Source organism: Streptomyces sp. NPDC018610 (assembly GCF_044391765.1).
GTDB lineage: Bacteria > Actinomycetota > Actinomycetes > Streptomycetales > Streptomycetaceae > Streptomyces.
On sequence record NZ_JBISAL010000006.1, the window covers coordinates 165,294 to 178,084 of the forward strand.

Annotated in this window: 10 protein-coding genes; 2 read left to right on the forward strand and 8 right to left on the reverse strand. The window is 72.9% G+C overall.

The genetic code is table 11. The features are described 5' to 3' along the window. Positions 1-45 precede the first annotated feature (45 nt). From ACH5A8_RS17250 to serC, 8 genes are all read right to left on the reverse strand, one after another. Positions 46-855, reverse strand: a complete 810-nt coding sequence (locus ACH5A8_RS17250) for an enoyl-CoA hydratase/isomerase family protein (protein ID WP_399002711.1) — start codon at positions 853-855, stop codon at positions 46-48. Further along, entirely contained in the window at positions 852-1,988 is a 1,137-nt protein-coding gene (locus ACH5A8_RS17255; RefSeq protein WP_399002713.1) for a cytochrome P450, read from the reverse strand. Before ACH5A8_RS17255 ends, ACH5A8_RS17250 begins: the two co-directional genes overlap by 4 nt. Before the next feature lie 232 nt (positions 1,989-2,220). Further along, positions 2,221-3,588, reverse strand: coding sequence for a cytochrome P450 (locus tag ACH5A8_RS17260; RefSeq protein ID WP_399002715.1), 1,368 nt, complete (start codon positions 3,586-3,588; stop codon positions 2,221-2,223). 71 nt (positions 3,589-3,659) lie between these two features. Next, positions 3,660-4,253: a GTP-binding protein gene (locus ACH5A8_RS17265; protein ID WP_399002717.1), complete on the reverse strand. Its 594-nt coding sequence runs from the start codon at positions 4,251-4,253 to the stop codon at positions 3,660-3,662. Continuing rightward, the gene (locus ACH5A8_RS17270; RefSeq protein WP_399002719.1) at positions 4,231-4,602 is read right to left on the reverse strand and encodes a DUF742 domain-containing protein; all 372 of its coding nucleotides are present in this window, start codon (positions 4,600-4,602) and stop codon (positions 4,231-4,233) included. The genes ACH5A8_RS17265 and ACH5A8_RS17270 overlap by 23 nt, the downstream gene beginning before the upstream one ends. Then, positions 4,599-5,000 carry a roadblock/LC7 domain-containing protein gene (locus ACH5A8_RS17275; RefSeq protein WP_399002721.1) on the reverse strand — a complete coding sequence of 134 codons (402 nt, stop codon included), beginning with the start codon at positions 4,998-5,000 and terminating at the stop codon, positions 4,599-4,601. The genes ACH5A8_RS17270 and ACH5A8_RS17275 overlap by 4 nt, the downstream gene beginning before the upstream one ends. Further along, positions 4,997-6,193 carry an ATP-binding protein gene (locus tag ACH5A8_RS17280; RefSeq protein WP_399002723.1) on the reverse strand — a complete coding sequence of 399 codons (1,197 nt, stop codon included), beginning with the start codon at positions 6,191-6,193 and terminating at the stop codon, positions 4,997-4,999. The genes ACH5A8_RS17275 and ACH5A8_RS17280 overlap by 4 nt, the downstream gene beginning before the upstream one ends. Positions 6,194-6,844: 651 nt before the next feature. Next, positions 6,845-7,963 carry a phosphoserine transaminase gene (gene serC / locus ACH5A8_RS17285; RefSeq protein WP_399002725.1) on the reverse strand — a complete coding sequence of 373 codons (1,119 nt, stop codon included), beginning with the start codon at positions 7,961-7,963 and terminating at the stop codon, positions 6,845-6,847. Positions 7,964-8,119: 156 nt separating this feature from the next. Here serC and ACH5A8_RS17290 point away from each other — a divergent pair, with 156 nt between their 5' ends. Beyond that, on the forward strand, positions 8,120-11,143 hold the full coding sequence (locus ACH5A8_RS17290; protein ID WP_399002727.1) for an FAD-binding and (Fe-S)-binding domain-containing protein: 3,024 nt from the start codon (positions 8,120-8,122) through the stop codon (positions 11,141-11,143). 200 nt (positions 11,144-11,343) lie between these two features. Next, positions 11,344-12,336: an EamA family transporter gene (locus tag ACH5A8_RS17295; RefSeq protein WP_399002729.1), complete on the forward strand. Its 993-nt coding sequence runs from the start codon at positions 11,344-11,346 to the stop codon at positions 12,334-12,336. Positions 12,337-12,791 lie beyond the last annotated feature (455 nt).

A 12,791-nucleotide genomic window follows, 5' to 3' on the forward strand; every position in this document is an offset into this window, starting at 1 on the left:
GCGGCGAGCCGATCGACGCGAACCTCCGGCTCGAAGCGACACGCCCTAGAACAGATGCCCCGTGCGGCGGGCCGCCTTGCCTGTCGTGTATTCGTGGGCGGCGAGGGTGGAGGCCATCAACTCGGCGTCGAGGGCGGTGATGTCGGCCAGGCGGGTGGCGCTCGTGTAGGCGTTGAACAGGTGCTTGGTGATGCGCAGGGCGGTGGGGGAGCGGCGGACGACGGGGGCGGCCCAGGCCCTGACCGCGGCGTCGAGGTCTCCTTCGGGGACGACGCTCTGGAGGATCGAGAGCTGCCTTGCCTCCTCGGCGTCGAAGGAGCGGCAGGTCAGGACGAGTTCGCGGACCCGGGCGGCGCCGACCTCGTTGAGGAGACGGGGAAGGAGGCCTCCCCAGGCGGTGGGAAGGCCGAGGGCCAGTTCGGGGAGGCGGAAGGTGGCCGTGTCGGCGCCGACCCGCAGGTCGCAGGCGAGGGCCAGGGCGAGGCCGGCGCCTATGGCCTTGCCCTGGACGCGGGCGATGGTGACGGCCGGGTTGGCGGAGAGGGCCTCGCAGACGCGGCGGGCCTTGGCGCCGGAGGCGCGGATGCCGCCGCCGGTGGGGTCGTGCGCGAGCTGTTCGGCGAACTCGGATCGGTCGCCGCCCAGGCAGAAGTCGTCGCCGGCGCCGGAGAGGACGACGACCCTGACGTCGCCGTCCTGCGCGTCGAGGACGGCGAGGAGCTCGTCGAGCATGGTGCCGGTGACCGCGTTGCCCTCGTCGGGAGTGTTCAGCTCGATGGACAGCACCGGGCCCTGCCGGTCGGTCCGCAGGGTCTTGTGGGTCCGGACGGTGTGGGCGGCGGGCGGGGCGGTCATGTCGTCACTTTCAGGGAGGTCATACGGCGGAACACCATGCGGGGCGCGTAGGCGGGGCCGCTCGCGAGCGCGAGGTCAGGGAATCGTTTCAGCAGGTGGGTGAGGAGCGTGCGGGCCTCCAGGCGCGCGAGGGCCGCGCCGAGGCAGTAGTGGGCGCCGCCGCCGAAGGTGAGGTGACTTCCCTTGCGCTGGACGTCGAAGGTGTGGGGGTCCTCGTTGCGGCGGGGGTCGTGGTTGGCGGCGCCGTACAGGACGTGGACCATCGTGTCCTTGGCGACGGGCACGCCGGCCAGGACGGTGTGGTCGGCGGCGACACGTGTGTTGAGGTGGATGGGCGGGTCGTAGCGCAGGGCCTCGTCGATGGCGTTGTCGACGTGCTCGGGGTGGCCGCGCAGCCAGCTCCATCGTCCCGGGTCCCGCAGCAGCAGCCAGACCATGGTGGACAGGAGCGTCGCGGTGGTCTCCAGCGACGCGATGGTGATGAACATGACCAGGTGGTAGAGGGCGCGGTCCGCGGCGGCCCGGTCGCCGGGGTACTGGGCGTCCCAGTGGCGGATCCAGCGGGAGACGACGTCGTCGCCGGGGCGGGCGCGCCGCCGCCGTATCAGATCGGTGAAGTAGGCGCGCATCTCCGCGGTCGCGGCGGCGGAGACCGCCAACTCGCTCTTGGTGGGCAGCAGTTCCTGCGCGTGGACCTGGCGGTGGGTGAAGTCCAGGATGTGCGCGTGGTGTTCGGCGGGGATACCGAGCCAATGCCCCACGGTCCGCACGGGCAGCCGCTCGCTGACGGTGGGGACGAGGTCGGCCTCGCCGTCGGCGCGCAGCCGCTCGGCCAGGGCGTCGAGGAGCCCGCGGACATGGTCCTCGACGTCCGGCCGCATGTCCTGGAGGGTCGCGCGGTCGAAGAGGTTGCCGAGGGCGCGCCGCCGGCAGGTGTGTTCCGGGGCGTTGAGCCGCGCGAGCGTGTGGCTCATCTCCCGGATGGCGGTGGCGTGCCACCGTCCCGGGTCGCTCTGGCGTTCCTGCCAGGCGATGTCCGGCGCGAGCCAGTCCCGGCCGCGCAGGACCTGGCTGCACGTATCGAAACCGGTGACGAAGTACCCGCCCCAGGGGGCGGGGACGACGTCGCCCATGGCGCGCAGTTCCTTCCAGAGGGGGAGGGGGTTCGCCTGCCCTTCGGGCGAACGCAGGCGGCGGACGACTGAGATGACTGCTCGACGATCCGTTCTGCCGGATATGTCATCCACTGTCGTCACGGCGTGCTCCTCTGTCCGGGCCCGGCGTTACCGATCACCGGGCGGAAGCTACCCTTCCCCTCCCCCTGGTCATGCGTCGACGGCTGTTGCTCCTGTCACATGCGCCCCACTAGACGCGGAAGATGTCGAGAAACGTGCTCCAAAATCCCTTCTTCCTCGACCGGTCCTCCTGAGGGGACGCCACGGGTGTCACCGGCACGCGGGGCGGGGCGGCGGCGCCGGCGGCCGGCACGGCCGGCGCCGCGGTGTGCAGCGCGGCCACCCGGGTGCCGGGCGTCGGCGTGAAGCGGACCGGCAGGGCCGCCAGGGCGCGGTGGAAGGGGCCCGGCCGCCACTGGAGCTCCTCCTGCGGGCAGTCGAGCGCCAGGTCGGGCAGCGCGTTGAGGATCGCCTCGACGGCCGTCAGGGCGATCACCGTCGCCGGCGACTTCGCGGGGCAGGCGTGCGGACCGGCGCCCCAGGCCAGATGGGCGCCCTTGCTGAGGGACTGCCGGGCCGTGCGCAGCGAGGGGTCGTTGTTGGCGCCGCCGAAACTGATCATCAGCGGGGTGCCGGCCTCGACGTACACGCCGCCGAGGTCGACGTCGTGCAGCGGGTAGTGCGTGGCGTAGTTGGCGATGGGCGGGTTGTTCCACAGGACGTGGTCGAGGGCCTCCTCGATCAGCATGCCCGCGCCCCGGTCCGAGGAGCCGTGGGACAGCAGCAGGAGCAGGGCGTTGCCGATCAGGTTGCGCTCGGGCTCGACGCCTGCGCCCATCAGCATGACGAGCTGGTCCTTGAGCTCCTCGTCGGTCAGCCCGACGGGGTGCCGGATGAGCCAGGAGGTGACGTCGTCGCCGGGCTCGCGCCGCTTGAGCGCGATCAGCTCCATCAGGCAGGCGGTCAGCTCCTCGTTGGCCTTCAGCGCGTCCCGGCCGTCGAAGATCGCCGACATCGAGCTGGTCAGCCGGTCGCCGATGCCGGCCGGGCAGCCGAAGAGCCGGTTGAACAGCAGGAGCGGCAGCAGCTTCGCGTAGTCGTTCAGCAGGTCGGCGCGCCCGCGCTCGCTGAACCGGTCGATGAGGAAGGCCGCGATGGGCTCAACGTCGCGGCGGATCCGGCCGATGTCGAGACGGTCGAGGCTGTCCGTGACGGCCTTGCGCAGCCGCAGGTGCACCGCGCCGTCGGTGAAGAGGCAGTTGGGGCGGTACGCCATCATCGGCAGCACCGGGCTGTCCAGCGCGATGCGGCCCTCGTTGAGGGCCTTCCAGCGGCGCGGGTCCCGGCTGAAGTCCGTCGTGTTCTGCAGGACGCTGCGCGCCGCCTGGTAGCCGACGACGAGCGTGGCGTCCACCCCGGGGGCGAGTTCCACCGGGGCCGCCGGACCGGCGACGCGCATCGTGTCGTAGGCGCCGTGCGGGTCGGCGGCGAAGTCCTGGCCGTGCATGGGGCAGCCGGGCGGTATGCCCGGGGTGCCGGCCGGTTGCTGAAATTCCATGATGTTCGGATCCTTCGTCCGCCCGGCGTCCTCACGGCCCGGGCGGCAGTAGCGGGGGGCGCCCGGGCGGATCAGGCCGTACGGGCCAGGAGGTGCCGCACCAGGGTGATCAGCGCCTGGCCCGACGACTCGCGGCTGCGGGCGTCGCAGTACGAGACGGGCGTGTCGGGGAGGAGGTCGAGCGCCTCGCGGATCTCGGACTCCTCGTACCGGTCGTCGGGCGTGAAGGAGTTGACGGCGATGGAGTACTCCAGGCCGTACTTCTCGACCAGTTCGATCACCGGGAACGACTCGGCCAGCCGTACGGGGTCCACGAGGATCAGCGCGCCGAGCGCGCCGCGCGCCATGTCCTCCCACAGCTGGATGAAGCGCTGCTGGCCGGGCGTGCCGAAGAGGTACAGCACGACGTCGTCGCTGAGGGTGAGCCGTCCGAAGTCGAGGGCGACCGTGGTCGTCACCTTGTCCGGCGCGCCCCGCAGGTCGTCCACGTGGGCGGACGCCTGGGTCATCCGCTCCTCGGTGCGCAGCGGGGCGATCTCGGAGAGCGAGCCGATGAACGTGGTCTTGCCCACGGCGAAGTGTCCCACCACGAGGATCTTCGCGGCGATCGTCACCGCGTCCGAGACGTAGCGAGGCTCAGGCCTAGAGGGCTTTGAGTAGTCCATGCAACACCTTCTCGATGACGGCTCTCTCTTGAGGCTTGGCACGCGGCGGCGCGGCGCGGCGCAGCAGATGCCCCTGTTCCGCTAAATCGGTCAGCAGGAGACGGGCGACGCCCACCGGCAGGCCCAGGTGGGCGGCGACTTCCACCACGGCCAGATAGCCGCCCGAGCACAGCTCCCAGATGGCGCGCACCTCCGGCCCGGCCTTCAGCGGCATCTGGCGGTCGGGCGCCAGGGTGACCAGGGTGTGCAGCGAGAGGTCGTCGGCGGCGGGCAGGCTCCGGCCGCCGGTGATGACGTAGGAGCGGACGAGTTCGCTGGAGACCAGAGCATCCTCGCCGGGCGCGGTCATGCCTCGGCACCGGCGCTCTGGCGCGGCTGTGCGCTCAGGGCCTTCCCCAGCGCCGTCACCTGCTGCTGCATGCGGATCGACATGAGCTCCATGTCGACGTCCAGAGCGGCCGAGACCGCCAGGTACGCTCCGCTGCCGGCCGCGATCAGGAAGATCCAGCCGCCGTCGTACTCCATCAAGGTCTGCTTCCAGACCCCCGTGCCGCCGGAGACGAAACCGGCGACGGCTCGGCTGAGCGACTGCATCGAGCTCATGGCGGCCGCGTTGGTCTCGGCCTCGTCGCGGCCGATCTCGCTGGAGCGCTCCATGAGCAGGCCGTCGGCGGAGACGAGAATCGCGTGGCGGGCGCCGCGTACGGTCAGCACGTCGTTCAGCACCCAGGACAGATCGGGCTTCACTGCTCTTGTGATCCTTCCGTGATGGACGTGTCCCGCCCCAGAAGCGTCCCGCGCGCGAACGCCCCCAGGCGCGACGCGGTCACCTCACTGCTCTGCTCCGGCTCCGGTTCGTCCGGCGCCGAGGGTTCCGGCTGCGGCACCACCGCGACCGCGCGACGGCGCTTGGGCAGTCCGCCGGCCGTCTTCCCGACGATCGCCACCGGCGCGGGGCCCGGGGCGGTGTCCACGAGGGGCTTCGGCGCCCCGGCGACGGTGACCGGCGCGGGCTCGGCCGGCGCGGGGACTTCCTGGGTCAAGAGACTCTCCGGAAGGAGGATGACCGCGCGGACGCCTCCGTACGGCGAGACGGAATCGACGGAGACCTTGAAGCCGTACCGGGCGGCGAGCACGCCGGCGACGGCGAAGCCGACCCGGGGAGGGCTGCCGAGGCTGGTGATGGAGATGGGGCCCTGTGCGTTCAGCAGCGCGGCGGCCCGGTCCTTCTCCTCCTGACTGATGCCGAGACCGGCGTCGTCGATGATCAGGCAGACGCCGGTGGGCACCGACTGGATGTTGATCTCGACGGGGGTGCCGGGAGCGCTGTAGTTGGTGGCGTTGTCGAGGAGTTCGGCCAGGACGACCGCCACCGGCTCCACGGCGGTGCTGGCGACCGCCACGTTCACCTGGCTGTGGACCTGCACCCGGTCGAAGTGCCGGATGCGGCCCTGGGCGCTGCGGGCCACGTCGTAGACGGAGGCGGCGGCCTCGCGGCGGCCGAGCCAACCGCCGCACAGGGCCGCGATGCCCTGGGCGCGCCGGCCGAACTGCGAGTTGGTGTGGTCGATCGTCATGAAGTCGGCGAGGATCTTGGGGTCGTTGCCGTACTTCAGCCGGGCCAGGTCGCTGATGGAACGCTGCTGTTCGTCGGCGAGGACCTGGAGGGTCCGCATCCACGCCCGCAGGACGTCCTTCGTCTCCGACTCGGCGACGTCGCGGACCTCCGCCAGGGCGCGTTCGTGTTCGGCGCGCAGGGTCTCGTACTCGGCGTGCAGCCTGAGGCGCTCCGCGTCGAGCCGGTCCCTGTCGGTGCGCAGGTCGGCGCCCTGCCTCCGGAGCGCCATGTTGGTTCTCCGAGCGCGCATCACCGCGAGGACCGCGGTGACCAGCACTCCTAGCAAGATCCACAACAGGGGATCTTTCATCAAAGACGTCATGGGAATCTTTCGAGTCGCATCGCGGAGATGAGCAGGCCGTACGGCGGTGACCGCATGCGCAGGTCTCATGGAGCGCTGCGGGCGCACGCGCGGGCCAACGGCTGCTCCTTCGCGGTGGGGCCTCCTCAGGACTGTCCCCCGTGACGCATGCATGACGCTGCGTCAGCCTACTGAAAGTATGTTGATCTTATCAGTGAGGTAACGCGTAAATAGCAATGAGGCGAGCCGAGTTGACGTCTCATGTCTGGTTGGTCCGGCGAATGTTCCACCGGATCCCCACATGAACGAAAGGCCTCCGTAAGAACGAACGCCCCCTACGCGGACGAAGGGCCTTCGCACGGGCGAAGGGTCTCCTAAGGGGACGAAGGGCACCGCGGGGAAGGTCGGCTCCGTCGCGGACGGAGGGCATCGCGGGGAAGGTCGGCTCCGTCGCGGACGGAGGGCACCGCGGGGAGGGTGGCTCTGCGCCGTGGGAGGAGGGTCTTCGCGTGGCCGGAGGCCGTCGGCGCGGTCGGCGGAGCGGGCACGGAGGCTCCGGAACGCGCAGGAGGGCGCCCGGCGGATCATCCGCCGGGCGCCCTCCTGCGTGTTGCCGTGGGCCGTGGCCTTTCGGCTGCTACAGCTTCACCGTGGGGTGAGGCCTTTCGGTTGCTAGAGCTTCTCGATGACGTAGTCGACGCACTTCGTCAGGGCCTCGACGTCCGCCGGGTCGATGGCCGGGAACATCGCGACGCGCAGCTGGTTGCGGCCGAGCTTGCGGTACGGCTCGGTGTCGACGATGCCGTTGGCGCGCAGCACCTTGGCGACGGCGGCGGCGTCGATGTCGTCGGAGAAGTCGATCGTGCCGATGACCTGGGAGCGCTTGGCCGGGTCGGTGACGAACGGCGTCGCGAACTTCACGTCCTCCGCCCAGCCGTACAGCGTGCGCGCGGAGGTGGCGGTGCGGCGGACCGCCCAGTCCAGGCCGCCCTGGCCGTTGATCCACTCCAGCTGCTGGTTCAGCAGGAACAGGGTCGACAGCGCCGGGGTGTTGTACGTCTGGTTCTTGCGGGAGTTGTCGATCGCCGTGGGCAGGCTGAAGAACTCCGGGATGTGGCGGCCCGAGGCGTGGATCCGCTCGGCGCGCTCGATCGCGGCCGGGGAGAACACGCCGATCCACAGGCCGCCGTCGGAGGCGAAGGACTTCTGCGGGGCGAAGTAGTAGACGTCGGTCTCGGCGACGTCGACCGGGAGACCGCCGGCGCCCGAGGTGGCGTCCACCAGCACCAGCGCGGCCTCGTCGGCGCCCTCGACCCGCTTGATGGGCATGGCCACGCCGGTGGAGGTCTCGTTGTGCGTGTACGCGTACACGTCGACGCCCGCCTCGGCCTTCGGCTCCGGGTGCGTGCCGGGGTCGGAGGAGACGAGGGTGGGCTCGGCCAGCCAGGGCGCGAGCTTCGCGGCCTTGGCGAACTTCGAGCTGAACTCGCCGAAGGTGAGGTGCTGCGACTTGCTCTCGATCAGGCCGTGGGTCGCGATGTCCCAGAAGGCGGTGGACCCGCCGTTGCCGAGGATCACCTCGTAGCCGTCGGGGAGCTGGAACAGCTCGCTGATGCCCTCGCGCACCTTGCCGACCAGGTTCTTGACCGGAGCCTGGCGGTGGGAGGTGCCCAGGAGGGACGTGCCGGTGGCGGCGAGGGCGTCCAGCGCCTCGGTGCGCACCTTGGAGGGGCCCGCGCCGAAACGTCCGTCGGCGGGCTTGATGTCAGCGGGAATCTGGATGTCGGCCACGAGTCGGAGGGTAGTCCCTGGGCGAAAAGGGACGGAACCGTGTCCGTCCGATGAGACGAGATCGCCGGGTCGTGAACTTGTGAGGTCGTACGACGAAAAGACCGTGGCTGTGGACAACTTCCGGTGACCGTGCGTGATCGGATGCATTCTGGACGCATGACGGATTTCTCGGATCCCCCGGGGCCTTCGCCTCTTCCGGATCCCCCGCGCCCACCGCGCCTTCCGGAGCTCGACGGCCTGGAGGCGCGGCTGCGGGGCGCCGTGCGGGGCGAGGTCGGCTTCGACGTCACCTCCCGGGCGCTGACCACCATGGACGCGTCCAACTACCGGCGCGTCCCGCTGGGGGTGGTCGCGCCGCGGGACGCCGACGACGTGGCGGCGGTGCTGGAGGTGTGCCGGGAGCACGGGGTGCCGGTCGTGGCCCGGGGCGGCGGGACGTCGATCGCCGGGCAGGCCACCGGGACGGGCGTCGTCCTCGACTTCACCCGGCACATGAACCGGGTGCTCCGGCTCGACGCCGGCGAGCGGACCGCCGTCGTCCAGCCGGGCGTCGTCCTCGACCGGCTCCAGGAGGCCGCCGCCCCGCACGGGCTGCGCTTCGGCCCCGATCCCTCCACGCACGGCCGGTGCACGCTCGGCGGCATGATCGGCAACAACTCCTGCGGCTCCCACTCGGTGGCCTGGGGCACGACCGCGGACAGCGTGCGCGAGCTGTCGGTGCTCACCGCGCGCGGACGGCGGCTCAGACTCGGCCGGGACTGGTCCGGAGCGCCGGACGGCCTGCGCGAACTGGCCGAGGCGGAGCGGGCCCGGCTGCGGACCGGCTTCCCCGAACTGCCCCGCCGCATCTCCGGGTACGCGCTGGACGCCCTGCTGCCCGAGAAGGGCGCGGACGTGGCGCGGTCCTTCTGCGGCTCGGAGGGCACCCTCGGCGCGCTGACCGAGGCGGTGGTGTCGCTGGTGGCGGCGCCCCGCGCACGGGCGCTCGCCGTGCTCGGGTACGCCGACGAGAGCGGGGCCGCCGAGGCCGCCGCCGGGCTGCTGCCGTACGGGCCGCTGACCGTGGAGGGCATGGCGGCGGACCTGGTGCCGGCCACGACCGGCCTCCCGCGCGGCGGAGCCTGGCTGTTCGTGGAGACCGGCGGCGACACGCAGGAGGAGGCGCACGCCCGCGCCCGGGCGATCACCCGCGCCGCCGACGCCGTCGACACGCTCGTCGTCACCGACCCGCGGGAGCAGCGCGCCCTGTGGCGGATCCGCGAGGACGCCAGCGGCACGGCCACCCGGATGCCGGACGGCACGGAGGCCTGGCCCGGCTGGGAGGACTGCGCGGTGCCGCCCGCCCGGCTCGGCGCCTACCTGCGGGAGTTCCGGGCGCTGCTGGCCGCCCACGGGCTGCGCGGCACCCCCTACGGGCACTTCGGCGACGGCTGCGTCCACGTCCGCGTCGACTTCGACCTGCTGACCGAGGCGGGCGTCGGCCGGTTCCGGCGCTTCTCGCAGGAGCTGGCCGACCTGGTGGTGGCGCACGGCGGTTCGCTGTCCGGCGAGCACGGCGACGGCCAGGCCAGGGGCGAGCTGCTGGGGCGGATGTACGGCGCGGACATGGTGGCCCTGTTCGAGCGGGTCAAAGCGGTCTGGGACCCGGACGACCTGCTCAACCCGGGGATGCTGGTCCGTCCCGCGCCCCTGGACGCCGGCCTGCGCTTCGCCGTGCTGCCCCGCGAACCGGTGCCCGTCGCCTTCGGCTACCCGTCCGACGGCGGCGACTTCACCGCGGCGGTGCGCCGCTGCGTCGGCGTCGCCAAGTGCCGCACGACCGAGGCGCCGGGCGCGTCGGTGATGTGCCCGTCCTTCCGGGCCACCGGCGAGGAGGCGCACTCCACGCGCGGACGCGCCCGCCTGCTGCACGAGATGCTCGCGGGCGAACTGATCACGGACGGGTGGCGGTCCACCGAGGTCCGTGACGCCCTCGACCTGTGCCTGTCCTGCAAGGCATGCCGGTCCGACTGCCCCGTCGGCGTGGACATGGCCACCTACAAGGCGGAGTTCCTGCACCACCACTACGCCGGCCGCCGCCGCCCCGCCGCCCACTACGCGCTCGGCCGGCTCCCGGTGTGGCTGCGCTGGGCGGCCCGCGTCCGCGCGGCGCCGGTCGTCAACGCGCTCACCGCCGTACGCCCCCTGGCCGCCGCCGCGAAACACCTGGCCGGACTCGCACCCGAACGGGGGATACCGCGACTGGCGGCACAGCCGTTCACCCGATGGTGGCGCAGCCGGCCGCTCCCGGCCCGCGAGGGCGGCGGCGAGCTGGTCGTCCTGTGGCCGGACACCTTCACCGAGCACCTCTCGCCCGCCGTGGGCCGCGCGGCCGTACGGGTGCTGGAGGCGGCCGGACTGCGCGTGGCCCTGCCGCCCACCCTGCGGCTGGAGCACCCGCCCGTGGGCGGCGGCAGATCGGCGGTGCTCGACCCGGTCGCCCTGCTGCGCGGCCGGGGCCGGGTGTGCTGCGGGCTGACCTACGTCTCCACGGGCCAGCTCGACCGCGCCCGCGCGGTGCTGCGCCGCACCCTGGACCTGATGGAACCGGTGCTGGAGACCACCGCCCCGGTCGTCGTCCTGGAACCGAGCTGCGCCGCCGCCCTGCGCACCGACCTGCCCGAACTGCTGCCCGACGACCCGCGCGCCCGGACCCTGGCCGACCGCGTGCTGACCTTCGCCGAGACGCTGGAGCGGCACGCGCCCGGCTGGAGACCGCCCCGCCTGGACCGCCCGGTCGCCGGCCAGACCCACTGCCACCAGCACGCCGTGCTCGGCGACTCGGCCGACCGGCGGCTGCGCGCGGCGGCGGGCCTGACCGGCGAGCTCTCCGGCGGCTGCTGCGGCCTGGCGGGCAACTTCGGCTTCGAGAAGGGCCACTGGAAGGTGTCCACGGCGTGCGCGGAGGAACAGCTGCTGCCGTCGGTACGGCGGGCCGGGAAGGACACGGTCCTCCTCGCGGACGGCTACTCCTGCCGCACGCAGCTGGAGCAGTTGGCGGGAGCGCGGGGGCGGCACCTGGCCGAGGTGCTGGCGGAGGCGCTGGAGGAGGGGGCTTCGGGAGCGGCGGGTGAGGTACTGGAGGGAGGGAGCGGAGGAGCGCAGGGAAAGGCCCCCTCCGGGGAGGGGACAGCGTCGTAAATGGTTCACACTCCTGACATGGGTCTACTACCCTGGACTCAGTAGTACATCCAGCTGTACAAACCCGAGCCCGGCACCGCATCCCTCGCAGCCCCCAGCCCCAGGACCGCCCCGTGAGCACCCCGAGCACCCCCGGCCCCGCCCTTCCGTCCCCCGCCGCCGCGACTTCGGCGTCCTCGGCACCCCCGGGGGCCTCTCCGGTGTCCACGGGAGCCTCGGCGGCCCCGGGGGACTCGGCGTCCTCCGTGCGGGCGGGGGCGGGAGCGAGCCCCGGACCCGGTCGTCTGGGCTCGCTCGGGCCGGTGGGGCTGGTGCTCGCCGGATGCGTCTCCGTGCAGTTCGGTGGCGCACTGGCCGTGACGCTGATGCCGCGCGCGGGCGCGCTCGGCGTGGTCAGCCTGCGGCTGCTGGTGGCCGCGATCGTGCTGCTGCTGGTCTGCCGGCCCCGGCTGCGCGGCCACTCGCGCGCCGACTGGGGCACGGTCGTCGCCTTCGGCATCGCCATGGCCGCCATGAACGGCCTCTTCTACCAGGCCGTCGACCGCATCCCGCTCGGTCCCGCCGTCACCCTCGAAGTCCTCGGCCCGCTCGCCCTGTCCGTCCTGGCCACCCGTCGGGCCGTCAACGCCCTGTGGGCGGGCCTCGCCCTGGGCGGCGTCTTCCTGCTGGGCGGCGGGGGCCTCGACGGCCTCGATCCGGCCGGCGCCGCCTTCGCGGTGGGCGCGGGCGCGATGTGGGCGGCGTACATCGTCTTCAGCGCCCGCACGGGCCGGCGCTTCCCGCAGGCCGACGGGCTGGCCCTGGCGATGGCGGTCGGCGCGGTGCTGTTCCTGCCGCTCGGGATCGCCGAGTCGGGGTCCAGACTCGCCGACCCGACGACGTTCGGGCTGGGCGCGGCGGTCGCGCTGCTGTCCTCAGTCCTGCCCTACACCCTCGAACTTCTCGCCCTGCGCCGCCTGCCGGCCCCCACCTTCGCGATCCTGATGAGCCTGGAACCGGCCTTCGCGGCCACGGCAGGTTTCCTCGTCCTGCACCAGTCCCTCTCCGCGGCCGAGGGCATCGCCATCGCCCTGGTCATCGCGGCGAGCATCGGGGCGGTGCGGACGCAGGTGGGACGGGAGCGGAAGCGGGCGCCGGAGGCCGCGCCGGGGGCCGTGTCGGAAGCCCTGCCGAAGGCCACACCGGAAGTGTGACGGCCCGGCCGGGCCTGGTCCGCCCCAACATGGCCCGGCCCTGCCCGGCCGGGCCTGGTCCGTCCCGGCATGTTCCGGCCTGCCCGGCTGGTCCGGCCCCTGCCCGGCCCTGCCCGGCTGGTCCGGCCCCTGCCCGGCCCTGCTCGGCTGGTCCGGCCCTGCTCGGCCCTGCCCGGCTGGTCCGGCCCCTGCCCGGCCCTGCCCGGCTGGTCCGGCCCCTGCCCGGCCTGCCCGGCTGGTCCGGCCCTGCTCGGCTGGGCCGACGCGGCCCGGGCCGGCCCGCAGCCGCCGTCTGTGAGGCGGCCGTCTGTGAGGCGGCCGCGGGCGCCAGGGTCCCCAGCCCGCGCCCCCGGGCCCAGGCCTCGCAGGTCAGGACTCGAAGTCCGGGGGCCAGGAGCCAGGTCCCGCGAACCCGTGGATCCCAGCCCCTGATTCTTCGCCGCAGAAATTCATGC